Origin of the sequence: Bacillus sp. (in: firmicutes) (assembly GCA_012842745.1) — a bacterium.
Taxonomy (GTDB): domain Bacteria; phylum Bacillota; class Bacilli; order Bacillales; family Bacillaceae_J; genus Schinkia.
Genome location: DUSF01000049.1, coordinates 85,815 through 111,404, shown reverse-complemented (window position 1 = coordinate 111,404; position 25,590 = coordinate 85,815). Strand labels below are relative to the sequence as shown.

Below are 25,590 nucleotides of genomic sequence, written 5' to 3'. Positions count from 1 at the left end.
CATTCCTATCTTTATATTTAGTATGTTTTATGTTCGTTTCCAATTATCTGAATGACGGGGTGTTATTATGATTACTGTTGTAAGGGGTTCTTCTGAAAAGTATGTCACTGCGGATCAATTAGCCAATTATTTTGAGCATAGAAGGGATCTAAACGGTATTTTATATATCGGGTATCCGATTATCACGACTACGAGTGGATCCCAAGAAATTGATGCGCTCCTAGTTTCAAAAGAGTATGGCATTATTATTTTTGATATGGTAGTTGGAACGGAATTTTCAAATCGCGAAGAAATTCAAGATGAGTTATTTACAAAGATGAAAGCCAGATTGTTGAACAATAAGAAGCTTTTAAGGAAACGGGAACTACAGGTGGAAATTAATGTCCTTACTTATGCGACAGCATGGAGGAATGTTGAGGATGAGATTGACTTTGATTTAGTTACAACTAATAAGGAATTGACAACATATCTAGAAGAGATAAATTGGGAAAATAAAGATTATTATGAAAAAGTTTTAGAAGATGTTCAAGCAATTACATCTATTCGTGAGCGGAGAAAAAGATTAAATGTAAAGGGGACATCAACTAAAGGTGCCAAATTAATAAAATTAGAAGAATCTATAGCTAATTTAGACAGTACTCAAAGTCAAGCCGTAATTGAAACAGTGGACGGTCCCCAAAGGATTAGAGGGTTAGCTGGATCTGGAAAAACCATCGTTTTAGCTTTAAAAGTTGCATACCTCCATGCGAATAACCCAGATTGGACAATTGCTGTTACCTTCAATACAAGATCATTAAAAAATCAATTTATTGATTTAATTACAAGGTTTACATACGAAAATATTAAAGAAGAACCAAATTGGGAAAAAGTAAGGGTTATACATGCATGGGGGAATCCAACGACAACAGGTATTTATTTTGAACTTTGTAAAGACCATGGTATTGAGTATTATGATTTTTCTCATGCCAAAAGTTTAAAAACTGATAGTGAAGATGAGTTTGAGGCTGTATGCAAGGACGCATTAAAAAAGATTCGAAACATTATTCCTAAATACGATGTTATCTTGGTAGATGAGGCACAAGATTTTTCAACAGAGTTTTTAAGAATTTGCTATGGGTTAGTACATGAACCCAAGCGTTTAATTTATGCCTACGATGAACTTCAAAATTTAAATAATAAACAGATGAAGTCCCCTGAAGAAATATTTGGTGTTGATCATCAAGGTAGACCAAAGGTGCATTTAAGAAATGAACCTAAGAAGCCAAAGCAAGATATAGTTTTAAATGTATGTTATAGAAACTCAAGACCAGTGCTAACCACTGCTCATGCATTAGGATTTGGTATTTATCGAAATAAAGGTCTCATTCAAATGTTTAATCAATCATGGTTGTGGGAAGATGTGGGATACAAGGTTGTCGACGGAGAACTAGTCGACGGACATTATGTTAAGCTAAAAAGAACTGCGGAGAGCAGCCCTTTATTTTTAGAAAATCATTCAGACCTTGATGATTTAATTCATTTTAAACTACTTCAAGATGAAAAAGAACAAATAGAGTGGTTGGCGAATCAAATAAGTAAAAACTTAGAGGAAGATGAACTGCAGCATCGTGATATTATCGTAATCCATACTGATCCATATTACACAAAAACCGCAGTTGCTCCTATTCGAAAAAGATTATTTGAGATGGGTATAAACAGTCATTTAGCTGGTGTTACAAGCTCTAAAGATGATTTTTTTGCAATGCATTCTATTACTTTTACAAGTATATACCGTGCAAAAGGAAATGAAGCAGCTATGGTTTATGTTATCGATGCCCAAAACTGTTTTAGTGGCTATGAACTAGAAAGAAAAAGGAATATTCTTTTTACAGCCATTACTAGAAGTAAAGCATGGGTTAGAGTAGTGGGCTATGGTAATGGAATGGAAGGGTTAATGAATGAGTTTGAAGAAGTAAAAAATCGTGATTTTGAGTTAGAGTTTATTTATCCTACTGAATTACAGCGACAACAAATGCATCAAATAAACAAGGATATGACTCAAGAAGAAAAAAATAGGAGGAAAAGCCAAGTAGGGACATTCACTGAAATATTAAAAGCATTAGAAAATGGGGATTTCTTTTTAGAAGATCTTCCACCAGAAGCTCTAAGAATTTTGAAGGAGCGATTAAACAATGAGTAGCTCCAAACAAATTGTTAAAGAGATAATGGAAATTACTACAGATCTAATCGGATTAGGTTTATCCATGGATCAAAACTTTCCAAGTGAGAAAACAGAAAGAGGTCTAACGATAATAGGATGGGGAAACCAAATAAATTTATCCATTGTTTTAAAAAATGTTGGCTATAATCAAATTTATGATGAGTTATTAAAAAATAACAACTATAATATTAAATTAATTGATGGAGCTATTATACAAATGATGTATACATTTGAGCATGATATATTGCTTTCACATCGATTAGCTTTTTTTCCATCACCAGAATTAGAGAGTTATCAAAATGATCCAGAAATATATGAAAGGCAAGAAATTTATGCCGATATAATTGCTAAAAATATCATTCCGTTTCCTATGCGATTTGATTTTGATGCGGACGAAAAAATATTTGAGCCAATTAAACACCCCAGAAGTCACTTGACATTAGGGCAATATAAAAATTGCAGAATACCTGTCAGCGCACCATTAACACCTGAAATATTTATTGATTTTATTTTAAGAAATTTCTATAGTACAGCCTATTACTATTATCAATTAGACGATAGACAACTAGTACAACCATTTGACAGGACAATCTCCGATGAAGAAGAAAGAGTTTTGCATGTGAATTTTTTTAAAATCTGAAAGTTCGTTACCACTGACAATCAGGGATTGGATTGCTAATGTGGATAATCTTCAATTTATGCATATCAAATAACGATTACAATCGTTAGATTTAAAAATGCTGTGTGCGATAGTAAAACTAAGAAATGGGCATGAACTAAAATTATAGAGGGTTTTTAATTGAACTGAACTATTCAGTTCTTTTTATTTTTTCCGATAAAAGAAGAGAGTAATAGGAAAGGTAAAGGGAAAAGGCGAATGCAAAAAATATCAATTATTACAGCATGTTATAATAGTGAGAAATATATTGAGCAAACAATTCAAAGTGCCATTGACCAAACCTATAAAAATATAGAGTATATTATTGTTGATGGCGGTTCGACAGATAGTACATTACCTATTTTAGAAAAGTATAGGGACAATATACAAAAAATTATTTCAGAACCAGATCAGGGCGTTTATGATGCATTTAATAAAGGTATACAAGCTTCAACTGGCGATATTATTTACTTCTTAAATTCTGATGACTATTTAGTAGATAATAAAGTTATTGAAGATGTTATGACGTTGTTTGAAGCTAATCAAGGATTCGATATGATTTATGGTAATATTGTAATGAAAAATGAAGAGACTGGATTTGAAACAAACTTTGGGAAGAAATATGAATTGGTTGATTTAATGAGTGGGAAAATGCCGCCACACCCAGGTAGTTTCTTAAGGAGTAAAACTATAAAAAAATATGATGGCTTTAATTTGGAATATAAAATTGCAAGTGATTTTGATCTAATAACAAGAATTTTCAAAAATGAAGTTGAAAAGATTTCTTATTTTGATAGAATGGTTGCTTGCTTTCGATTAGGTGGCTTGTCAAGTAGTATAAAAAATAAGGATAAAACAGCTAAAGAAACAAGAGATATTGTTAAAAAGTATTTTGGAACGGAACTCCCTACGAAATCCATAATGGAACAAAATATGAGTTATTACAAGGCCTGGCTTGAATCTTTATTATTTTCAAATATGCCTATAAGTAATGTTCTTGTTGAACTTGGGATTCGAAAGGTTGCTTTGTTCGGAACGATGGAAATGGCACTGTATGTTAAGGAGGATTTTAAAAGAAGTGGAATTCAAACCTTGGTATTCTTGGATAACAATCCTACAAGACAAGGTGTTTCAATGAATGGCATAACAATTCATTCTCCTAATTGGTTAAAGGAAAATTCTACACAAGTTGATGCAATTATACTTTCATTTGAAGGTAATTACGAAAAAGAAATTAAAGATCAAATAGACCAATTGGTTTCCTGTCCTATTCCTGTGTATTCGTGGAAAGAGTTAATCGAAATGAAATAAGGTGTAGTCTGTATGGAATTTTGAACAGATTATTTGAAGCGTTAAATTTTACATAAAGGATGTTAACTATGCCAACATTATCAGCGTTAATGTCTGTCTATAACGGTGAAGAATTTATTGAAGAAACGATTACGAGTATTTTAGAACAGTCATTTGAGGATTTCGAATTTATCATCATAGATGATGGTTCAAGAGATAGAACTATTGATATTATTAATTCCTTTCATGACTCCAGAATTAAACTATTTCAATTACCAAGAAATATGGGTGTAGGTGCAGCTTTAAACTTTGGTTTAAACAAAATAAATAGCCCTTTTATTGCAAAAGTTGATGCAGATGATATATATACCAGAAATCGTTTTAGTGAACAATTGTATTTTCTTGAAAACAATCAAGATATTGCAGTAGTTGATTGTTTGTTAAATTATTTTGCTACAAGCGATGATGTTGAAAATAGTGAGAGATTCCATTACTTAAAAAATATTCATCAACTTCAAATAAACAAAGCTATTAATCCAGACGAAATTAATGAAAAATTGTATTGGTTTTGCTGTGTCACACATTCATTAATGATGGCTAGGACTAACGTAATTAAAAAGATAGGTTATAATCCAAACTTTAGAATTGGTGAAGATTATCAATTGTTTTACCTTTTAAATAAAAGAGGATATAAATTCTCAAAAATTAAAGAAGTACTGGGGCAAATACGTGTTTCAGAAAAATCAACAACGGCTATTGAAGAAGATATTATTAACGTGTTTTTAACAATTAAACAAGAAGAGTTTAATGCATTTTTGTCTCAATCAGAATTAGGCTTTAATTACATGATTTGGGGAACAGGTGGGTTAGGTATAAATATATTGAACCATTTCCCAAAAAAACTTAATAATATTGTAGGATTTATTGATAGTAATAAACAAAAATGGGGAACGACAGTTGGAAGTTTCCCAATTTATTCACCAGAAATCATTAAGAAAGAGAAGTATAAAATAATCGTAGCATCAACGATTGGAAAATTTGAAATAACAGAAATATTGAAGCGAGAAAAGTATCAGCATTTAGAAGATTACTTTGTTATTGCATAATAATAAAGCATTTAAGCTTTATTGTTATAGAATTTGGAGGTTTCATGGAGTATATTCACATAGTAGCAGCTACTGATAAAAAGTTCGTACAATATTTAGGAGTTATGCTTACATCTTTGTTTGAAAATTTCCACGCAACTGATAAGAAATTATTTATTCATATTTTAATAAGTGCTGAAGTTTCTGTTAATGAGATAGAATTACTTGAAACGATGTGCAATCAATATGATGTAAAAGTTGAATTTTTGAAAATAGATGATGGTCGGTATGATGATTTTTTTGTTAGCCATCATATTAGCCTAGCAACATATTTTCGTATTTCTATTAGTGAATTGTTAAATGAAGATATTCATAGAGCTATTTATTTAGACTCTGATTTAATTGTGAAAGGAAACATTGCAGAGCTTTGGAATACCGACCTAAAAGGAAAAATCATTGGTGCTATTGATGATCCATTGGGAAATTTAAGGATGGATGAATTGCAAATTCCTTTTATATATTCTTATTTTAATGCAGGTGTTTTGGTAATTGATTTAGAAAACTGGAGAAAGCAACAAATAACAAAAAAAGTTTTAGCTTATATAAAAGAAAATCCGACTAAACTTGTTTATTGGGATCAAGATGCATTGAATGCAATCTTATATGATAAAAGAATGTCGATACACCCTAAATGGAATGTACAAACAGTGATGTACCAAGACAATTATGAATCATTATTTGACAAAGATGAATATAGGGATGCTATTACAAATCCAGCCATTATTCATTATACATCCGCTTCTAAACCATGGCATATAACTAATAATCATCCATTAAAAGATGAATATAAACATTATTTACAACAGTCATTATGGAGAAATGATGAGTTAGTTTCTCTATCGCCAACACGAATGATAATGGAAAAGTCAAATATTTTCATATTTGGTACTGGTACATTAGCAGAGCGCTTTATTGAAAGAACAGGAATTAGTGTTAATGGCTTTTTAGATAATGATTGTAAAAAGTGGGGACAGTTATTTTGCGATAAGCAAGTATACTCTCCGGAAATCCTACATTCGATTAAGCAAGATAATATTGGGATTATTATTGTTAGTAGTTTTTATCAAGAAATTTCAAAGCAGCTAATACAATATGGATTGAAAGAAAACGAGGATTTTGTATGGCAACTATAAATGAAAAAAAAATACAAATTTCAGCCGTAATTCCTTTATATAATGCAGAAAAATATATTGCAGCAACGATTGATAGTTTGCTAAATCAATCATATGAATTAGATGAAATAATTGTTGTTGATGATTGTGGGCATGATAGATCGGCGGAAATTGTCAAGATATATTGTGAAAAATTTGAATCTGTAAGGCTAATTCATCTAGAAAAGAATCAAGGTGGTTCAGCAGCACGAAATAGAGGAATAAAGGAAGCAAAAAATGAATGGATTTTGTTAATGGATGCGGATGATATAGCTGCCCCTTCTTTGTTAGAAGAAGAAGTGAATCTTTTGAAAAAGTTTCAAAAAAAAGATTCAGAAGTCATACTTGTTCACCCAGCTTATCAACAGATTGATGAAAATGGAAATGTTTATGAGGATAGTATTTTTCGTGGCAAGCAAATGGAGTTGGAGGAGCAGTTTGGTACTCTACTAGTTCGTAATCATATTATTACTCCTTCAGGACTACTTGTGAAAAAGCAAGCAGTAATTGAAGTAGGTGGTTTCCAATCATTCCGAATTATTGAAGACTATGATTTTATTTTGCGAATGTCTCAAAAAGGCTCTTTTGCATATGTAGATGAACCTTTGTTATATTTTAGAAGACATGCTACAAGTATTACGAAAGACATTAGTAAAGCCAAAGATGCAGAGCGTGCGGTTATTGAACAATATGGATTGAAGAGAATTAAGGAAGCTGTGTATAAACGTCATCTTCCATATGAGCAAAATCAACTTGATTTTGTTTCGATGCTCTATCGATTTGATATGTGGGAAGAAGGATTCCAAGAGCTTACTGCCATTGACAATATTGAAAATAATAATACCGCTATATTTTTACAAGCACTATATTTTCTGAACTGCAAAGAATTTGATAAGGCGGAAATGTTCTTTAAGCAAATTCTTGATAAGAATGCTAATCATGGTGCAGCATTAAATAATAGAGCGGTTTTGTATGCTCTAAAAGGCAATAACGAAAAGGCGAGACAATTATTTGAGAAAGCCTTATATTTATATCCTGGATACATGGATGTAAATAATAATTTAGCTGTTCTTAATAACGGTAACAAGGAGTTTAAATGGACATGGCGAGAATTGCGTCCAAATTTACTAAGATATAGCGAATAAAAAAGAGCTAGATTGATTTTTCAGGCTCTTTTTACTTTATTATTGAAAGGAGTGTTTCTTCTGGTACTTGATTATATTATTATAGGTGCTGGCTATGCGGGTTCAGTTGTTGCTGAAAGAATTGCAAGTCAACTTGATAAAAAAGTATTAATCATTGAAAAAAGAAATCATATAGCAGGCAATGCTTATGACTTTTATAATAATCATGGAATATTAGTACATAAATATGGCCCGCATATTTTTCATACTCGTTCGAAAAAAGTATGGGACTACTTATCTCAATTTACAGAATGGCATTTATATTTTCATAAAGTTTTAGCCTGTATTGATGGAAAAAAGGTACCGTTACCATTTAATTTAAATACATTACACCAATTACTACCATCTAATTTGGCTGATAATATTGAGAAAAAGCTGCTTGAGAACTTTGGATATAACGTGAAAGTACCAATTTTAAAATTAAGGGAAACTGATGATCAGCAGTTAAAATTTCTAGCGGAGTATGTTTATGAAAAAGTATTTCTAAATTATACAGTGAAACAGTGGGGAGTATCACCTGAACAGCTGGATCCAACAGTTACAGGTAGAGTCCCTATATATATATCAAGAGATGACCGTTATTTTCAAGATCCATATCAAGGGTTGCCCAAATACGGTTATACCAAAATGTTTGAAAGAATATTAGATCATCCAAATATTAAATTAATGTTAAACACCGATTATCATGAATGTTTAGAAATTGACCATGTACATAATGGTATTAAGGTATTTGGTCAAAAATTTAATGGTACCGTTATCCATACTGGCAAGATTGATGAGTTTTTTGGATACAAATATGGTGAGTTGCCATATCGTTCGCTTCAATTTGAATTTGAAACATATCCAAAAGATTATGTTCAAGATGTTGGTCAAGAGAACTACCCAAATGAGTATGACTTTACTAGAATTACGGAATTCAAATATTTATCAGGTCAAACTCATTTTATGACTACAATAGCGAAAGAATATCCGCAAGAATATGATCGACATTCTAAAGGAAAGGACGTACCTTACTATCCAATTATTAAAAAAGAAAATATCGAGAAATATAACCGATATAAACAAGAGGCAGGTTCATTATCGAATGTTTTATTCGTAGGGCGTCTTGCAGATTATAAGTATTATGATATGGACGGTGTGGTTGCAAGAGCATTAAATTTGTTTGAAGAAAAATTTTAGGAGTTAATAATTATGAAAAAACGCGCATTAATAACAGGCATTACAGGCCAAGACGGTGCCTATTTAGCAGAGTTTTTATTAAAAAAAGGCTATGAAGTCCACGGTATTAAACGCAGGGCTTCTTCTTTTAATACGGATCGAATTGATCATTTATATCAAGACCCGCATGAACAAGATGTGAATTTTTATCTTCATTATGGGGATTTAACGGATTCTACGAATCTAATTCGCATTATGAAAGAGGTTCAGCCAGATGAAATTTATAATTTAGCTGCCCAGAGCCATGTCCAAGTTTCCTTTGAAACGCCTGAATATACCGCGAATTCCGATGCTTTAGGGACACTACGCTTATTGGAAGCTATTCGAATTTTAGGCTTAACCGAAAAGGTGAAGTTTTACCAGGCTTCTACGAGTGAGCTTTATGGAAAAGTTCAAGAAATTCCACAAACGGAAAAAACGCCGTTTTATCCTAGAAGCCCATATGCAGCGGCTAAGCTTTACGGTTATTGGATTACTGTGAACTATCGGGAAGCATATAATATGTTCACTTGTAATGGAATTTTATTTAATCATGAATCACCTGTTCGTGGTGAAACGTTTGTAACAAGAAAAATCACGAGAGCTGTTGCTAGAATTAAGCTTGGCTTACAGGATAAGCTCTATCTTGGGAATCTAGATTCTAAGCGTGATTGGGGATTTGCGGGTGATTACGTGGAAGCGATGTGGTTAATCCTTCAGCAGGAAGAGCCAGAGGATTTCGTTATTGCTACAGGTGAAACCCATACTGTTCGTGAATTTGTAGAACGGGCATTTAATGAAGTTGGCATTGAGATTGAATGGCAAGGAAAAGGAATAGACGAAAAAGGAATTGATAAAAGTACAGGCAATATCTTGCTTGAAATTGACCCACGTTATTTTCGACCAACTGAAGTTGATTTGTTATTAGGAGATCCTTCTAAAGCAAAACAAAAATTGGGGTGGGAGCCAAAGGTAACGTTCCAAAAACTTGTAAAAATGATGGTAGAAAAGGATTTGGAAGCTGCTAAAAAAGACGTTGCTGTTAAAGAACTAGGGTATGAAATTAGGAATTATTATGAATAAAAAATTGGGTGTTTATGATGAATAAAGATGCGAAAATATATGTGGCTGGTCATAACGGTCTTGTTGGTTCAGCAATCAAAAGGCAGTTAGAAAGGCAAGGATATGAACGAATTATCGTTAGGTCTAGTAGTGAAGTAGATTTGCGAAATCAGGCAAGTGTAGACCAGTTTTTTCAAATCGAAAAACCTGATTATGTTTTTTTGGCAGCAGCAAAGGTTGGCGGAATTTTAGCAAATCATACAAAACCAGCACAGTTTATTTATGATAATTTAATGATTCAAGCAAATGTTATTCATGCCGCCTATGTGCATAATGTGAAGAAGCTTTTATTTTTAGGAAGCTCTTGTATTTACCCAAAATTAGCACCCCAACCAATGAAGGAAGAGCATTTATTAACTGGTGAGCTGGAGCCAACGAACGAACCGTATGCAATTGCAAAAATTGCAGGAATAAAAATGTGTGCTTCTTATAATAGACAATATGGGACTGATTTTTTAGCGGTCATGCCAACTAACTTATACGGAATAAATGATAATTTTGACTTAACTAGTTCACATGTCTTGCCAGCATTAATTCGTAAGTTTCATGAGGCAAAACTGAACGGTCTTGATAATGTAGAAGTATGGGGAACAGGTCAGCCAAAACGTGAATTTTTATATGTAGATGATTTGGCAGATGCGTGCATCTACTTAATGCAAAACTATCACGCTAGAGATGTTGGTGAATTTATTAATATTGGAATGGGTGTAGATATTTCCATTGCTCAGTTAGCGGTTGTTATTAAAAATATTGTTGGTTATCAAGGACAAATTACTTTTAATGAAGATAAACCAGATGGTACACCACGGAAGTTATTAGATGTATCAAAGATGAACAGTCTTGGCTGGAAGTCAAAAGTAGTGCTTGAAGAGGGTATTCGCACAACATATGAATGGTATCGAAACCATTTAAGTGAAGTAGGGGATTAAGATGAAAGTAATTTTACTATCCGGTGGCTCTGGACAGAGATTATGGCCATTATCAAATGATGTTAGAGCGAAACAATTTTTGAAGGTTTTAAAAAATGAATATGGTGAAATGGAATCCATGGTGCAACGGGTGTGGAGCCAGTTGGCTGAAGTAGGGTTAACAAGTGATGCAGTTATTGCAACAGGTAAAAGCCAACTTGATTTGCTCCGCAACCAGCTAGGTGATGACGTTCCATTAGTTTTAGAACCGGAACGAAGAGATACTTTTCCAGCTATTGCATTAGCATCTACCTTTCTTCAGTCTAAACAAAATTGCGATGAAGAAGAAATAGTTGCAGTGCTTGCTGTTGATCCGTATGTAGAAAATATATTTTTCAAGAAAATAATAGAGATGGGGGAAGTTTTAGAACAATCAGATGCAGAATTGGCATTGATTGGTGTAAAGCCAACTTACCCGTCTGCAAAATATGGATATATTATACCGAAACAAGAGTATGCGGAATATCTTGAAGTGAGTCATTTTGTTGAAAAGCCTTCTGAGGACAAGGCTGTAGACTTAATCAATAATGGGGCACTATGGAATTGCGGAGTTTTTGCATTTCGTTTGAAGTATATGCTAGATATTTTAAGGAAATTGGGATTACCCATTAATCATGATGAATTATATGTTCGTTATAATGAATTGCCAAAGATTAGTTTTGATTATCAGGTTGTTGAGAAATCATCAAATATTGTGGCATTACCGTACGATGGGAACTGGAAAGACCTTGGCACATGGAACACCTTGACAGAGGAGATGGGTGATTCTGTTATTGGAAACGGAAAAATAAGTGAAGATAGTATTAATACACACATAATAAATGAATTAGACATTAGTGTAATGGTATTGGGGCTATCTAATACTGTTGTTGCCGTAAGTTCAGATGGTATTCTTGTTTCAGACAAAACTGCAAGTGCGAGATTAAAAGAAATGTTAAATGGTCATAAGCAAAGACCTATGTATGAAGAAAGACGCTGGGGATGGTATCGCGTTCTTGATTATACGAAATTAGAAAATGGTCAGGAAGTTTTAACAAAACGGATTGGCATCTCATCTGGGAAAAATTTAAGCTATCAAATCCACGAAAAACGTAGAGAAGTTTGGACAATTATTTCGGGAAAAGGTGAATTTGTTTTAGACGGAGTTCTGAAAGAAGTTAAATCTGGGGCTGTGCTTGAAATACCTATTGGGGCAAAACACGCTATAAAGGCTGTCGAAGATCTTGAATTTATTGAGGTGCAGATGGGTAGCGAGCTTGTTGAAGAGGATATAGTTCGGATTGCGATGACTTGGGAAGAGATTATGAATAAACTTTCTAGATAAACTTTTTGGGAGGATAATAATGGAAAGGGATTGTGGCTTACATTTGGCAAATATGCTTTCGAATTTGTAAGAAGAGCCTTGAATGAGGAAAGTAAAAACCTCCAATCATGGAACATTTATAAGCTTGGTGAAGAATTTATAAAGAGGTGTCAAGGATTTAACCCTGAAAAAGTAAATATTTTACCTCTTTTGCATGCTTCCATTTGTAGAGGGAGATTTCTTGAAGCCCATAACTATTTTTGTAAAGCTATAAATAATGTAATGAATACTAATGAAGAAAACTATTTTATTGCGACAGGTAAACAAATATCTGATTTATTGATAAATAACATGACTGAAATGGCGAGTGTTTCCTGAAACAAGAGTAAATGCTGATGAATTACTTGCTGCCTTGGGTTTAAATAGTTATAATCGCTGGGCCATTGTCCGCAAAACACATGGTGTGATGGCTGATGACGAAATTTGGCTGCGTTTTAAAGGTGAAACAACCAAGCATCGCGATGTAACATTACGGAAATCAATTTATTATAAAGATTAGGAATGATATGCATTAATAAGTAAAGGAGCCAAGACAATGAACGAACAAAAACTACGCGGAATTTTTGCTGAATCATTAGGAATTGACGAGGAGAGGGTTACTGACAATCTTCAATATAACAGCATTGAAGAATGGGACTCAATTGCCCATATGGCGTTGATAGCGGCGATTGATGATGGTTTTGATATTATGATGGATACGGAAGATGTGATTGATTTAAGTTCGTTTGCGAAGGCGAAGGAGATTTTAGTGAAGTATGGAGTGGAGTTTTAAAAATGGGGCTTCTTGATGGTAAGGTAGCTTTCATCACTGGTGCCTCCAAAGGGATTGGACGAGCAACAGCACTTGTTTTTGCAAAGGAAGGAGCTCAGCTTGCAATCAATGGGCGTGATGAACAAGGTTTGGTAGAGCTTGCGGATAGTATTGAAAAAGATTTTGGTCGGGTAGTGCTTGTTCTTACCTATGATATAGCTAACCAAGCCGAAATGAAGCAAGCGTTTCAAAGCATATATAAGCAGTTTGGACAGCTCGATGTATTTGTCAATAATGCGGGCATGCTTTATGATAGTTTGCTCGGAATGATTCAGTCGGCAAAACTAGATGAGTTGATAAATGTAAATTTGAATGCAGCTATCTATCATATGCAATACGCAGCAAGACTGATGACACGGAAAAAACAGGGCTCGATAATTAATGTCAGTTCCATTTTTGGTCGCTTTGGCGAAGCGGGACAGGTTGCTTACTCTGCTTCGAAGGCGGCGCTGCTTGGCGCTACCATGTCAGCAGCAAAAGAGCTGGCACCTTTGAATATTCGTGTGAATGCGGTTGCGCCTGGTTTTATTGAAACAGGTATGACAAAGGGAATCCCAGTGGAAAAATATGAGGAACGTCTAGCGCAAATAAAAATGAAGCGTATCGGCAGTCCTGATGAGGTTGCAAATACGATCTTATTTTTAGCGTCTGATTTGTCATCGTATGTGACAGGGCAAGTAATTGGTGTTGATGGTGGGATGGTTGTTTAGCGCAAGGAAAGTGAGAAGAGAGCAGTACCAGTATTTATTGGACGGGTACTATTTTTTTGGTACAATAAAATTGCAACTACATAGCAGGGTGGGCGGTTGAGCCTCCAAGTTAGGAGGGTGAAGCCTATGCTTGATATAAACACAGCAATGTTTATGATAGCGTTAGTTACTTTAATCGTACTATTAAATGAACGAAAAAAGTAATCCACCCTGCCTGGCCAAGGTATTGTGTGGATTACTTTCCAAAATATTTTCGCCAATCGCTCATTCTGCGATTAGTAGTTGCAGAGCCGTCAATGTTGGTAGCATTGGCGGCTTTCTTTTCATTCTTTACTTTATATATTCATATTATACTAAATTTCCAATAGAAAATCACTAGTATGTGCAAAATTTACTGATATTGTTTAAGTTATGATGTATTTTCCGATAAAATGAATAGGAAAGAGTAAGGTGCGTGAAGGAATGTATTTTTGGAATTTAGAAAATGATTGTGAACAACTTGCAATTATCGATAAAAATGTTGGAAAATTGACATATGCAGAGCTGTTTGAAAAAGTTCAAACGATAAAAAAGCAGTTCCCATTCAGAAGCCAAAAGCAACTCGGCTTAATTTTATGTCAAAACCAATCCTATTCGCTGATTGCTTATCTAGCGGCTTTGCAAAAACGGGATGCTGTTATGCTGCTTGATGAAAAATTAGATGAGTCACTTTTATTAAATATTATTGATACTTATAAACCAGACTGGATTTTCTCAGTAGGACGAAAGCTTGAGCTGACGGATTGTTATACAATTTCGCTATATTCTTTTTATCAAATTTGGTGCAGGGCCGATGGTGAAGAATGGCCTTCTGTCCATCCGGATTTAGCCTTATTGCTTAGCACATCAGGCACCACAGGCAGTGCCAAATTTGTGCGACTTTCGTATGAAAATTTGCAAGCGAATGCTCAAGCGATTATAGATTATTTACCGATTACGACTGCTGAGCGGGCGATAACAACGCTCCCGATGCATTATTCTTATGGATTATCGGTTATCAACAGCCACTTTTTGGCTAGAGGAACTTTAATCCTAACGAATGAAAGTATGATGTCAAAGGAATTTTGGTCGATGTTTCATGAATATAGAGCAACCTCGTTTGCTGGTGTCCCTCACACATTTCAGATGCTTCAGCGCTTGCGCTTTGAGAAAATGGATTTACCTTCTTTGCGATATTTTACGCAGGCTGGTGGCAGGCTTGCCCCTTCTCTTGTGGACTATTTTGCAAAATGTGCAGAGGAGAAAGGTGTGCAATTTTTCGTGATGTATGGGCAAACGGAGGCAACGGCACGGATTAGTTATGTACCAGCCCAACAAATTCATGAGAAATTAGAATCCATTGGCGTACCAATACCGAACGGAAAACTATGGGTTGATGATAATTCGTCTGAATTACTATATGAAGGACCGAATGTGATGATGGGGTATGCGGAAACCCGTCAAGACCTTACTAAGGGTAATGATCTGAACGGTTTGCTTCATACCGGTGATTTAGGTAAGGTAGATGAAGATGGTTATTTTTATATCATCGGTAGAATGAAGCGATTTATTAAACTTTTTGGCTTGCGTTTAAATCTTGATGATATCGAAAAAAGAATTGAAAAGCAGCTTGGCATCGTTTCAGCATGTGTTGGCAATGATGAACGGCTACAAGTTTTTATAGAAAAAGAAGCTTCACTTGACGAAGTGAAGCAGGAGCTTTTGAAAGTTTACAAGCTTCATCCAAGTGCTATTAAAGTAAGTGTGATTGCTAAGCTACCACGCTTTGAAAATGGCAAAATAAACTATAATGAGCTAAAGGATTTGTGATTTATGAGCGAGCTTTCATTTCAACAACCTTTTCAATTAAGGAAGGAAGAAAAACAAGCCTTTTTGTTACGTAAATTAACTGAATTGACCCTTTTTCATAATGGGCATTGTGAGTCATATCAAAATATTTTACGGACATTTCCTTTTGCCGAAATTCCTGCAAGTCTTGTGGAAATACCGTATTTGCCTGTGCAATTATTTAAAATGCTGGAGCTGTATTCCGTTCCAAGGGAAGAGATTTTTAAAACACTTACATCAAGCGGAACGACATCACAGCAAGTTTCGAAAATTTTTGTTGATAGGGAAACAGCGATGCTACAATCAAAGGCGTTGGCAGCAATTGTTACCTCATTCATAGGCAAAAAAAGACTGCCGATGATGATAATTGATTCAAAAAATATTTTAAAAGACCGCAAGGCTTTTAGTGCACGAGGAGCGGGGATTATCGGTTTTTCGAATTTTGGCAGGGATCATTTTTATGTGCTTGATGAGCAAATGAACATAGATTTCCAAGGCTTGGAAAGTTTTCTTGCCAAGCATCAAGGTGAAAAAATTTTAACGTTTGGGTTTACGTTCATGGTGTGGCGTTATTTTTATCAAGCATGTAAAGCAAAAGGGGTGAAGCTTAATTTCAACGACGGAATTTTAATTCATGGCGGTGGCTGGAAGAAGCTTCAGGATGAAGCGGTCAGTACGAAGGATTTTAACAAAGCGATGCTGGAGCAATTTCAGATTCAACATGTCCATAATTATTACGGAATGGTTGAGCAAGTCGGATCAATTTTTATGGAATGTGAATATGGGCATTTTCATGCTCCTGATTATGCAGATGTTTTGATTCGTGACCCTCATTCCTTAAAGCTATTGCCCTTTCAAGAAAAAGGACTCGTGCAAGTATTAAGTATTTTACCGAAAAGCTATCCGGGCCATAGCCTCCTAACGGAAGATCTCGGGACGATTTTAGGTGAGGATGATTGTCTCTGTAACCGTATGGGGAAATATTTCGCCATTGAAGGCAGGCTACCAAAGGCTGAATTAAGAGGTTGTAGTGATACACATGCTTTTGAGGCGGTGAAGAAGTGAAGTGTTTAATTCCGAATGTTGAGAATTGGCAGGGTCATTTTGAAGAACTAGTGAAGCTACCTTTTTTAGGATTGTTCAATGAAACTGCGAGTGATTTTTTAGCTGATCTTTCAAAGCAAATTTTGACGAATAAAAAAATGCGCCAATATCCTGAGTTAATAGCGACGGGATTTTGGTTGCGGCAGGGGCATATTCACGAGCTACAGCAAGATTTTAATAACCGCTTTGGGGGCAGGCTAATTCTTCCTCGTGGGGTTGTCTTTCATATTGCGCCATCAAATGTTGATTCAATTTTTCTTTATTCTTGGGTGCTTTCGCTCCTTGCTGGTAATTCGAATATTATTCGCTTGTCAACGAGGCAGGATGAGCAGTTAGGAATCCTTCTGGGGCTTATCGAAAAGACGCTTGCTAAGGAAGAGTATCTAGAGTTAAGAAGACGAAATATGATTGTGTCGTATCCGCATGATGAACAAGTAACTAAATTGTTTTCGAACAAATGTCATGTCCGCGTCATTTGGGGTGGTGATGCGACAATTCAAGCGATTCGGGCGATACCGCTAAAACCAATCGCAACAGAACTTGTTTTTGCCGATCGGTTTTCTTCTGTTGTATTGTCGGCACAACACGTCTTACGTGCAAGTGATGAAGATTTTGAACAGCTTCTTCATCATTTTTATAATGATGCATTTTGGTTCCAGCAAATGGCCTGCTCATCCCCGCGCATGATTGCTTGGATTGGTGAAACGGAACAAATTACGAAAGCCGAAGCGCGCTTTTGGCAAGGTCTTCAGAAAAAACTTGAACAAGAAAAGCATTCTATTTCTGCGGCGCTACATATGACAAGATTATCAACAGCTTTTTACTACGGAGCACAAGCGGAATCGACTGCTGTTTCAATTGCAGATAACACTTCTTCATTGCGAGTGGAAATGAGTACTCTGAATAAAAATATTCGTGAAGTACATTGTGGCGGTGGAATTTTCTTGGAGATGGTTTTTTCAAGTTTAGCTGAGTTAGCACCTGTTTTTAATGAGAAAGACCAAACATTATCTTATTATGGTTTTACGAAAAAGGAGTTGGTAGAATTCGTTATGACACTCCAAGGGCGGGGAATTGATCGAATTGTTCCTGTTGGTCAAGCATTAGATTTTCACGAAATATGGGATGGCTATCATCTTTTAACATATTTTACGAGAGAAATTGATTTGCGGTAGCAGAAAAGAGGGCTTTTATGCATTTTGTTACGTTGAAAGAAGATCATCTTGAACTTGTTTTACAGTGGCGGACAAGCGAGCATGTAACACGCTATATGTTTACAGATATCGAGTACAACTTGGAAAATCAATACCAATGGTTTAAGCGAATTTCAAATGATTCAACTTGCATGTACTGGGTAATTTATTCTAAGGAACAGCCAATGGGGCTTGTTTCTCTTAATGATATTGATGAAATTAACCATCGGGCTACTTGGGCATATTATATCGGTGATTTGAATTATGCGATGGTAGGCGCGATGATTGGGCCTTATTTATATAACTATGCCTTTGAAAAATTTAATTTACACAAGTTGATTGGCGAAGTAATGGCCGAGAATCTTAATGTCCGAAAAATACATCAAATGCATGGCAGCCGTGAGGTAGGCTTTTATAAAAATCATGTATTCAAAAATGGTCAGTTTCATGATGTTTATATTTATGAAATGCTTGCCGAAGATTGGGAGAAGCAAAAAGGGAAGTTTAGAAAGTATGTAGGGGTGTTTGAGGAATGAAAACAATCATTATTATTCAAGCACGCATGGGATCCACACGGCTACCTGGAAAAATATTAAAGCCTCTTGGTGACAGCGTCGTGCTTGATTATGTTGTTTCAAGGTGCAAGCAAGTTAAAAATGTTGATAAAGTCATTGTTGCTACGTCAACGCTACCGCAAGATGATGCAGTTGAACAATGGTGTTTGAAAAATAATGTTGATTGCTTCCGTGGTTCAGAGGAAGACGTGTTGGCACGGTATTATGAGTGTGCAGTGCAGATTCAGCCTGACTACGTCATACGAGTAACGGCCGATTGCCCATTTGTTGATTACGAGCTAGCGAACGACGTTATTGCTGAAATGGAAAAGAATCCAGCAGATATCATGCTGCTTAACGGAAATCTGCCACGGGGACTAGCGGTTGAAATGGTTTCGTTTTCATCCTTAGAATACATCTACAATAGTGGTCATGAATCGCGCCATCGGGAGCATGTTACGTATTATGCTTATGAGTATCTGCAGCTATTTCAGGTAACTACAGTAACAGTGCCAGTTGAGAAGCAACATCCTGAACTGCGGATTACATTAGACACGGAAGAAGATTATCAACTTTGTCAAGCTGTTGCTAATCATTTTCAAGGGGATAAGCTTGTTTCGTCCCAAACGGTTGTGAATTTTTTAGTAGAACGTCCGAAAGTTGCCAAGCTAAATGCCCATATTGAGCAAAAGCCGGTTGTTTAATTGAGGCCACAATATGTATGGTCAATGAGTTAGTATTATTGCTAAACCTTGAACTATAAGTGTATAATGTATGTAGAAAAGGTTTAAGTTAAAAAATGACTGAGTGCGGGAACACTCAGTCGATGCAACTACATGCCGCATCGAAAGCGGCTGGCCAGTTTAGATTACTATTTGAAATAGCACACCTTACTTGGCGGCAGGGTGGCTATTTCTTTTTTATTATATAGACGACAATTGTTAGAATAAGTGTAAAAGCTGCCATCAGCACTAGGCTAAATTGCGCTATTAAACTAAATGCTTCATATGTCGTCATGTGCCTCACCCCCTTCCAGGGAGTTCAGCCGCCGCCTTGCTTATGTAGTTGCTACTATATTTTATCATGTTTTCGCACTTTAACCAGACTGATGCAAACTGTTGTTCTGCTTCTTTATGAGAATATCTATTTTATATGTTAATTTTGAAATTGGGTGAATTTATGCATATTTTAATCCGTTCCGATGCCTCAACTAAGATTGGTTCTGGTCATATTATGCGCTGTTTGACATTGGCCGATATGTTGCGGACAGAGGGAGCAACGGTTTATTTTATTTGTCGTGAACTTGAGGGGCATCTATGTGATTTTGTTAAAGCAAAAGGGTACGAATGCTTACGAAGTACAAATAGTAAACAGACGTTTGAACAAAAAAAAGATGCCGAGGAAACTTTGCGTTTAATAGAGTGGAATGGATTAAAGGTTGACCTTATTATCGTCGATCATTACCAAATCAATGAACAATGGGAGCAAATCGTTCGCGAATCTATACCGAAGATCATGGTCATTGATGATTTAGCCAATCGAAAGCATGATTGCGATGTTCTTCTTGATCAAAACTATTTTAAGGATTTCGAAAACAGGTACGATGATTTAGTTCCGGCTAGATGTAAAAAGCTACTTGGACTCCAATATCTATTGCTCCGTCCTGAATTTTATGAAGAAAATACTGTCGTCGTTAAAAAGAATAAATCGATTCAAGATGTTTTAGTTTTTTATGGTGGATCTGACCCAACAAATGAAACAATGAAGGTTTTGGATGCGTTGGAATATATCGATTTGTCTGAACTTACTATCCATGTTGTTGTCGGCTGCTCTAACGCTAATAGAAAAATTATTGAAAAAAGATGTCAGGATAGGGGAATTCATTTTTATGTGCAAATTGACTATCTTGCCCAATTGATGAAAAAAGCGGATTTAGCGTTAGGTGCGGGTGGAGTAACGATGTGGGAACGAATGACCCTTGGATTACCTTCAATTGTAACGGTTGTTGCCGAAAATCAAATGGCATCAACAGAAGCAGCAGCTGAATTCGGGGCGGTTTGGAATTTAGGTTGGCATGAAAATGTAAAAGTATCGGATCTTGTCGATATAATAAATAGTACTATTGAAAATCCTGAAGACCTTAAGGAAATGTCCAAAAAGGCTAGGACCCTTTTGCAAGCTGATATAAAATTCAAAATACATCCAGTTGTTGAAGCAATCTGGGACACGGAGATAAGTTCGTTGTCCCAATAAGTTCATGGGGAATCGGAGAATGGGACAACGAAACTGTCCCTCTGTTCGAAAAACGAGGTGATAAAGTTGAAAATTGGTGATCGACAAATTGGAAGAGGTTATAAACCTTTTATAATAGCTGAAATGTCTGGCAACCATAACCAATCATTGGAAAAGGCATTACAAATTGTGGAGGCTGCTGCCAAGGCTGGTGTTGATGCACTGAAACTACAAACATATACAGCTGATACGATGACATTAGATATAAATGAAGGTGAGTTTTTTATTGATAACGAAGACAGCTTATGGAAAGGCCAATCGCTTTATAATCTATACAAGGAGGCCTATACTCCGTGGGAGTGGCATGAACCGATTTTTAAACGGTGCCGTGAATTAGGTTTAGTTGCCTTCAGTTCTCCTTTTGATGAAACAGCGGTTGATTTTTTAGAAAAATTAAATGTACCTTGTTACAAGATTGCTTCTTTTGAAAATACGGATATTCCCCTTATTGAGAAAGTAGCTTCAACAGGAAAACCCCTCATTATCTCAACTGGAATGGCAACTGTAGCCGAGTTGGATGAATCTGTGCAGGCAGCTAGAAAAGCAGGCTGTAAAGATATTATTCTTTTAAAATGTACGAGTACATATCCAGCATCAGCGGAAAATTCGAATCTACTAACAATTCCACATCTGCGTGAGCTGTTCCAATGTGAAGTTGGCTTGTCAGATCACACGATGGGAATTGGAATCGGCGTTGCCAGTGTCGCTTTAGGGGCAACGGTGATTGAAAAGCATTTTACCACTTCAAGAGCAGAAGGTGGGACAGACTCAGCTTTTTCAATGGAGCCTGATGAAATGAAGGCATTGGTTACGGAAACGGAAAAAGCATGGAAAAGCCTAGGGGAAATTAGCTATGGTCCAACAAAAGCTGAACAAGCATCACTAAAGGACCGGCGCTCATTATATGTTACTGAAGATATTCGTGCAGGTGAAGTTTTAACGAAAGAAAATATAAAAGCCATTCGACCAGGCTTTGGTCTAGCGCCGAAACATTTAAAAAATGTGCTTGGTAAAACAGCGAAAGTAAACATTAAAAAAGGTACCCCATTATCATGGGAATTACTATAAGGAACACGGGGACAGGTTAATATTACTGAAAAAGTAGCTTTCATAATGCAAATATATTTCAAATATATGGCAATCGGACAATATATGGCCTTGGGCGGACAATAAGTTGCCTAATCTCGACAATAAATGACTCTTATTAGACAATAAAAGTGATTCTAGGACAATAAGTTTGAAATGGCTCGATTTTTTCAGTGGTTTCGAACCTGTCTCCATGTCCCAGCGAGAAGGAGAGGATGGAATGAAAATTTTACTTACAGGTGGAGCGGGCTTTATTGGGCGGGCAGTCGCTAAAAGATTGCTTGCTGATGGCCATAAAGTTTGGATTTTAGATGATTTATCCAATGGCAGGGAAGAAAATATTGAAGAATTTAAAGATAAGTTAGAGTCTTTCATTATTGGTGATATTAAAAATGAACAGCTTTTAGAGCAGCTTTTTACAGAAAACTCGTTTGATATTTGCTATCATCTTGGTGCTTCTATAAATGTCCAAGATTCAATTGATGATCCACGGACAACCTTTAATAATGACACAGTTGGTACTTTTTACATTATGGAACAATGTCGCAAGCATCAAACAAAAGTGGTGTTCATGAGTACATGTATGGTTTATGACCGCTGCATGGATGAACACGGAATTACAGAAACTCATCCAATTAAACCAGCATCACCCTATGCTGGAGCAAAAATTGCCGCTGAAAATATGGTGTTATCATATTATCATGCTTATGGGTTGCCAACGGTTGTAATTCGTCCTTTTAATACATATGGACCGTTCCAAAAAACGGGTGGAGAAGGTGGCGTTGTTGCCATTTTTATTAAGAAAAAGCTTGCCGGTGAAACTTTGAATATTTATGGGGAAGGTACGCAAACAAGGGATTTGCTCTATGTGGATGATTGTGCTGATTTTGTTGTTCAAGCTGGATATTCTAATCAAGTAAATGGTGAAATTGTCAATGCTGGATTGGGAAGGGATATTTCTGTGAACGACCTAGCAATGTTAATTGTAAATGATTCGTCAAGAATTGAACATATTGAGCATATTCACCCGCAAAGTGAAATCCAAAAATTATTATGTAATTATAATAAGGCTAAAGAATTGTTAGACTGGGAACCGAAGGTTAGTTTAGAAGAAGGAATTAGAAGAACAGAGGAATGGATTAAAACGAGCCACCTAATGTAAGAGGTGGTTTTTTCCTCTCCAACTACTAAAAAGGCATCGAGACCGCCAATTTTTATCGTAAAGTTTTGTTTAATAAGGGGGAAATGGCGATGACACTTGCAATCTATGGCGGAAAGCCAGTCCGCGATACGTATCTTTCTTATGGACAGCAATGGATTGATGAAGAGGACATTCAAGTAGTCTTGGAAACATTAAAAAGTCCGTTTATTACCCAAGGACCTAAAATCGTAGAATTTGAACAAGCGGTGGCAGATTATGTTGGTGCAAAATATGCTGTTGCTTTTGCTAATGGCACGGCTGCCCTGCATGGAGCTTGTTTTGCAGCAGGAATTAGCCAAGGGGATGAGGTAATTACAACACCGATTACGTTTGCGGCAAGCAGCAACTGTGTTCTTTATTGCGGGGGAAAGCCGGTTTTTGTTGATATTGATGAAGAAACCTATACTATATCTCCTGAAAAAATTAAGGACGCGATTACACCAAATACAAAGGCGATTATTCCTGTGGACTTTACTGGGCAGCCTGTTGATTTAGATACGATATGTGAAATTGCAAAGGAACATAATCTAGTAATCATTGAAGATGCCGCCCATTCTTTAGGTGCTACCTATAAAGGTTATAAAGTAGGAACAAAGGCAGACATGACGATGTTCAGCTTCCACCCTGTTAAGCATATTACAACAGGTGAGGGTGGAATAATTGCTACAAATTCAGAAGACTATGCAGAAAAACTTCGATTATTCCGTTCCCATGGCATTCGCAATTATAATTTATCAAAGGACGAAGGTCCTTGGTATTATGAAATGGTTGATTTAGGTTATAACTATCGAATGACTGACTTACAAGCAGCATTAGGTATATCGCAATTGCGAAAGCTAGATGAGTTTGTAGAAAGAAGAAGGGAAATAGCGGGAATTTACAATCAGGAGTTTACAAACTTAAATGGTGTAAAAATTCCTACTCAATTAGAAGGAACAAACTCTAGTTGGCATTTGTATATGTTATGTCTTGAGTTAGAAAAACTTCAAGTAAGCAGAAGGGAAATTTTTGAGGCATTGCGTGCTGAAAATATCGGTGTACATGTTCACTATTTGCCTGTTTATTTCCATCCATACTACCAAAGACTAGGTTACGAAAAAGGATTGTGCCCAATTGCAGAGAAATGGTATGAAACTGCGTTAACGATTCCATTGTTTCCAAAAATGACAGAAGAAGATGTTATGTCTGTTGTTGAGGCTATATCGAAGGTAGTTCGGTATTATACGAAGTAATAGGACAAAATGATAGGGCGGGACAACGGACTTGTCCTGTCACCGTGTCCCTCCCTTCCAGCCTTAATCCTTGTCAAATACTAATAATTTGCTAAAAATGCTTTCAAGGTCGATTTTTATACAGGAAAGTAATTCTGAGCGGATAACATCTTTAGAACCGTAGGTGTTCGCAAGGAAGTATTTTTTGTTGGTAAGAACAAATTGGTCAACATACAAATGAACGGGGTCAACAATCCAATATTCTTTTACACCAAACCGTTCGTACACTCTTTTTTTGCGGATTTTGTCATTGTAGCTTGTACTTGGTGATAGGATTTCAATGATGATGTCAGGGGTGCCAATAATCTTTTTTTCGGTGACAATATGAAGATTTTCGTTCATTATGTAAACGACATCAGGCTGGAATTCATTATCCTCATCAAATTTGACATCAATCGGCGAGGTAAGCACTAGTCCCTCAGGCGCACACAAATCTTCAAAACATCTCCAAAAATAAGTGACTAATTGCTGGTGCCTAATCATTGGTGCTGCTTGTATATCATAGCGGATTCCTTCAATCAATTCATAGCGTTCTTCTTGATAATCATATGGATCTAGCTCCTCGTTTACTTTCGTTTTTTTATTTGACATTGTACACACCTCCATTGTTTCCTAATACTAAGTATACAATATCTCAAAAAAACTTCCATTCATTATCGCCTCCTAAATCAAACTTCCATTTTTTATACTGATATATAACTTTTTATAGGATATCAGTATAAGAAAATACATCGCAATTTGCTATTTTGGCAAATTGCGTGTTTTTCTAATGTAAAATTTTTTTTATTAACCGATATAAAGCATAGGAATATGATGGGGAGTTGTTTGATATGAAAATTGACGGTAGTAGTTCACAAATGCAATTACAATCAAGCCCCAAGCAGGAGCTTGAAACAAAAAAAACACTAGAACTAAATGTTAATGAGCAACAAGAATTACAAAAAATAAATCAAGAGAGACAAGAAAAAGAAAAGCTACAGCAGGAACTAACAAAAGAGGATTTAAAAAATGTTGTAAACGGCTTGAACGAATTTTTAAAGCCAACATTTACGTCGTTGAATTTTAAAGTACATGAAGAATTGGATCGATATTATGTTGAGGTTGTTGACCAGGAAACTAAAAAAGTAATTCGTGAAATTCCTTCAAAAGAATTGCTAGACATGTATGCAAAAATGACAGAATACTTAGGTTTATTTATCGACAAAAAGTTATAGAGGGAGATGG

The 25,590-nt window shown here is 35.8% G+C and carries 24 protein-coding genes and 1 pseudogene; 24 read left to right on the top strand and 1 reads right to left on the bottom strand.

The features are described 5' to 3' along the window. Window positions 1-67 precede the first annotated feature (67 nt). The 23 genes and pseudogenes from GX497_13285 to pseC all read left to right on the top strand — a co-directional run bounded on the left by GX497_13285 (window position 68) and on the right by pseC (window position 24,327). On the top strand, window positions 68-2,179 hold the full coding sequence (locus tag GX497_13285; protein ID HHY74167.1) for an ATP-binding domain-containing protein: 2,112 nt from the start codon (window positions 68-70) through the stop codon (window positions 2,177-2,179). Beyond that, window positions 2,172-2,840, top strand: coding sequence for a DUF2290 domain-containing protein (locus GX497_13280; protein HHY74166.1), 669 nt, complete (start codon window positions 2,172-2,174; stop codon window positions 2,838-2,840). The genes GX497_13285 and GX497_13280 overlap by 8 nt, the downstream gene beginning before the upstream one ends. A 237-nt stretch (window positions 2,841-3,077) precedes the next feature. Beyond that, entirely contained in the window at window positions 3,078-4,169 is a 1,092-nt protein-coding gene (locus tag GX497_13275) for a glycosyltransferase (protein HHY74165.1), read from the top strand. Between the two features lie 68 nt (window positions 4,170-4,237). After that, window positions 4,238-5,254, top strand: coding sequence for a glycosyltransferase (locus GX497_13270; protein ID HHY74164.1), 1,017 nt, complete (start codon window positions 4,238-4,240; stop codon window positions 5,252-5,254). Window positions 5,255-5,298: 44 nt separating this feature from the next. Further along, window positions 5,299-6,426 (top strand): glycosyltransferase family 8 protein, encoded by a 1,128-nt coding sequence (locus GX497_13265; protein HHY74163.1) that lies wholly within the window; start codon window positions 5,299-5,301, stop codon window positions 6,424-6,426. Beyond that, window positions 6,414-7,589, top strand: coding sequence for a glycosyltransferase (locus GX497_13260; protein HHY74162.1), 1,176 nt, complete (start codon window positions 6,414-6,416; stop codon window positions 7,587-7,589). Before GX497_13265 ends, GX497_13260 begins: the two co-directional genes overlap by 13 nt. Window positions 7,590-7,649: 60 nt before the next feature. Further along, window positions 7,650-8,807 carry a UDP-galactopyranose mutase gene (gene glf / locus GX497_13255; protein ID HHY74161.1) on the top strand — a complete coding sequence of 386 codons (1,158 nt, stop codon included), beginning with the start codon at window positions 7,650-7,652 and terminating at the stop codon, window positions 8,805-8,807. Window positions 8,808-8,819: 12 nt separating this feature from the next. Further along, complete coding sequence (gene gmd / locus GX497_13250; protein HHY74160.1) at window positions 8,820-9,908, top strand: GDP-mannose 4,6-dehydratase; 1,089 nt, start codon at window positions 8,820-8,822, stop codon at window positions 9,906-9,908. A 17-nt stretch (window positions 9,909-9,925) separates the two neighbouring features. Next, window positions 9,926-10,876, top strand: a complete 951-nt coding sequence (locus tag GX497_13245; protein ID HHY74159.1) for a GDP-L-fucose synthase — start codon at window positions 9,926-9,928, stop codon at window positions 10,874-10,876. 1 nt (window position 10,877) lies between these two features. After that, a complete protein-coding gene (locus tag GX497_13240) occupies window positions 10,878-12,239 on the top strand; it encodes a mannose-1-phosphate guanylyltransferase (protein ID HHY74158.1) in 1,362 nt (453 codons plus the stop codon). Window positions 12,240-12,269: 30 nt separating this feature from the next. Continuing rightward, entirely contained in the window at window positions 12,270-12,596 is a 327-nt protein-coding gene (locus tag GX497_13235; GenBank protein HHY74157.1) for a hypothetical protein, read from the top strand. Continuing rightward, window positions 12,574-12,777: pseudogene (locus tag GX497_13230) on the top strand (hypothetical protein). The gene GX497_13235 and the pseudogene GX497_13230 overlap by 23 nt, the downstream one beginning before the upstream one ends. A gap of 36 nt (window positions 12,778-12,813) precedes the next feature. Beyond that, complete coding sequence (locus GX497_13225) at window positions 12,814-13,050, top strand: acyl carrier protein (GenBank protein ID HHY74156.1); 237 nt, start codon at window positions 12,814-12,816, stop codon at window positions 13,048-13,050. A gap of 2 nt (window positions 13,051-13,052) precedes the next feature. Next, window positions 13,053-13,799, top strand: coding sequence for an SDR family oxidoreductase (locus tag GX497_13220; protein HHY74155.1), 747 nt, complete (start codon window positions 13,053-13,055; stop codon window positions 13,797-13,799). 462 nt (window positions 13,800-14,261) lie between these two features. After that, window positions 14,262-15,647 carry an AMP-binding protein gene (locus GX497_13215; GenBank protein ID HHY74154.1) on the top strand — a complete coding sequence of 462 codons (1,386 nt, stop codon included), beginning with the start codon at window positions 14,262-14,264 and terminating at the stop codon, window positions 15,645-15,647. Window positions 15,648-15,650: 3 nt separating this feature from the next. Beyond that, window positions 15,651-16,730: an acyl-protein synthetase gene (locus GX497_13210; protein HHY74153.1), complete on the top strand. Its 1,080-nt coding sequence runs from the start codon at window positions 15,651-15,653 to the stop codon at window positions 16,728-16,730. Next, window positions 16,727-17,944 (top strand): acyl-CoA reductase, encoded by a 1,218-nt coding sequence (locus tag GX497_13205; GenBank protein HHY74152.1) that lies wholly within the window; start codon window positions 16,727-16,729, stop codon window positions 17,942-17,944. Before GX497_13210 ends, GX497_13205 begins: the two co-directional genes overlap by 4 nt. A gap of 17 nt (window positions 17,945-17,961) precedes the next feature. Continuing rightward, entirely contained in the window at window positions 17,962-18,498 is a 537-nt protein-coding gene (gene pseH, locus GX497_13200; protein ID HHY74151.1) for a UDP-4-amino-4,6-dideoxy-N-acetyl-beta-L-altrosamine N-acetyltransferase, read from the top strand. Next, on the top strand, window positions 18,495-19,220 hold the full coding sequence (locus tag GX497_13195; GenBank protein HHY74150.1) for an NTP transferase domain-containing protein: 726 nt from the start codon (window positions 18,495-18,497) through the stop codon (window positions 19,218-19,220). Before pseH ends, GX497_13195 begins: the two co-directional genes overlap by 4 nt. 475 nt (window positions 19,221-19,695) lie before the next feature. Continuing rightward, window positions 19,696-20,769 (top strand): UDP-2,4-diacetamido-2,4,6-trideoxy-beta-L-altropyranose hydrolase, encoded by a 1,074-nt coding sequence (gene pseG, locus GX497_13190; protein HHY74149.1) that lies wholly within the window; start codon window positions 19,696-19,698, stop codon window positions 20,767-20,769. Window positions 20,770-20,826: 57 nt separating this feature from the next. Next, the gene (gene pseI, locus GX497_13185; GenBank protein HHY74148.1) at window positions 20,827-21,876 is read left to right on the top strand and encodes a pseudaminic acid synthase; all 1,050 of its coding nucleotides are present in this window, start codon (window positions 20,827-20,829) and stop codon (window positions 21,874-21,876) included. Window positions 21,877-22,114: 238 nt separating this feature from the next. Further along, entirely contained in the window at window positions 22,115-23,056 is a 942-nt protein-coding gene (locus tag GX497_13180) for an SDR family NAD(P)-dependent oxidoreductase (GenBank protein HHY74147.1), read from the top strand. An 89-nt stretch (window positions 23,057-23,145) separates the two neighbouring features. Continuing rightward, the gene (gene pseC, locus GX497_13175) at window positions 23,146-24,327 is read left to right on the top strand and encodes a UDP-4-amino-4,6-dideoxy-N-acetyl-beta-L-altrosamine transaminase (protein ID HHY74146.1); all 1,182 of its coding nucleotides are present in this window, start codon (window positions 23,146-23,148) and stop codon (window positions 24,325-24,327) included. A gap of 63 nt (window positions 24,328-24,390) precedes the next feature. On the opposite strand, the gene GX497_13170 is transcribed toward pseC, so the two are convergent. Then, window positions 24,391-24,957 (bottom strand): Uma2 family endonuclease, encoded by a 567-nt coding sequence (locus GX497_13170; protein ID HHY74145.1) that lies wholly within the window; start codon window positions 24,955-24,957, stop codon window positions 24,391-24,393. 239 nt (window positions 24,958-25,196) lie between these two features. Here GX497_13170 and flaG point away from each other — a divergent pair, with 239 nt between their 5' ends. Continuing rightward, window positions 25,197-25,580 (top strand): flagellar protein FlaG, encoded by a 384-nt coding sequence (gene flaG, locus GX497_13165; protein ID HHY74144.1) that lies wholly within the window; start codon window positions 25,197-25,199, stop codon window positions 25,578-25,580. Window positions 25,581-25,590: the final 10 nt, after the last annotated feature.

Coding starts and splice junctions, on each gene's coding strand:
- GX497_13285 (HHY74167.1), top strand. CDS start 68: ATGATTACTGTTGTAAGGGGTTCTTCTGAAAAGTATGTCACTGCGGAT.
- GX497_13280 (HHY74166.1), top strand. CDS start 2,172: ATGAGTAGCTCCAAACAAATTGTTAAAGAGATAATGGAAATTACTACA.
- GX497_13275 (HHY74165.1), top strand. CDS start 3,078: ATGCAAAAAATATCAATTATTACAGCATGTTATAATAGTGAGAAATAT.
- GX497_13270 (HHY74164.1), top strand. CDS start 4,238: ATGCCAACATTATCAGCGTTAATGTCTGTCTATAACGGTGAAGAATTT.
- GX497_13265 (HHY74163.1), top strand. CDS start 5,299: ATGGAGTATATTCACATAGTAGCAGCTACTGATAAAAAGTTCGTACAA.
- GX497_13260 (HHY74162.1), top strand. CDS start 6,414: ATGGCAACTATAAATGAAAAAAAAATACAAATTTCAGCCGTAATTCCT.
- gmd (HHY74160.1), top strand. CDS start 8,820: ATGAAAAAACGCGCATTAATAACAGGCATTACAGGCCAAGACGGTGCC.
- GX497_13245 (HHY74159.1), top strand. CDS start 9,926: ATGAATAAAGATGCGAAAATATATGTGGCTGGTCATAACGGTCTTGTT.
- GX497_13240 (HHY74158.1), top strand. CDS start 10,878: ATGAAAGTAATTTTACTATCCGGTGGCTCTGGACAGAGATTATGGCCA.
- GX497_13225 (HHY74156.1), top strand. CDS start 12,814: ATGAACGAACAAAAACTACGCGGAATTTTTGCTGAATCATTAGGAATT.
- GX497_13220 (HHY74155.1), top strand. CDS start 13,053: ATGGGGCTTCTTGATGGTAAGGTAGCTTTCATCACTGGTGCCTCCAAA.
- GX497_13215 (HHY74154.1), top strand. CDS start 14,262: ATGTATTTTTGGAATTTAGAAAATGATTGTGAACAACTTGCAATTATC.
- GX497_13210 (HHY74153.1), top strand. CDS start 15,651: ATGAGCGAGCTTTCATTTCAACAACCTTTTCAATTAAGGAAGGAAGAA.
- pseH (HHY74151.1), top strand. CDS start 17,962: ATGCATTTTGTTACGTTGAAAGAAGATCATCTTGAACTTGTTTTACAG.
- GX497_13195 (HHY74150.1), top strand. CDS start 18,495: ATGAAAACAATCATTATTATTCAAGCACGCATGGGATCCACACGGCTA.
- pseG (HHY74149.1), top strand. CDS start 19,696: ATGCATATTTTAATCCGTTCCGATGCCTCAACTAAGATTGGTTCTGGT.
- GX497_13180 (HHY74147.1), top strand. CDS start 22,115: ATGAAAATTTTACTTACAGGTGGAGCGGGCTTTATTGGGCGGGCAGTC.
- pseC (HHY74146.1), top strand. CDS start 23,146: ATGACACTTGCAATCTATGGCGGAAAGCCAGTCCGCGATACGTATCTT.
- GX497_13170 (HHY74145.1), bottom strand. CDS start 24,957: ATGTCAAATAAAAAAACGAAAGTAAACGAGGAGCTAGATCCATATGAT.
- flaG (HHY74144.1), top strand. CDS start 25,197: ATGAAAATTGACGGTAGTAGTTCACAAATGCAATTACAATCAAGCCCC.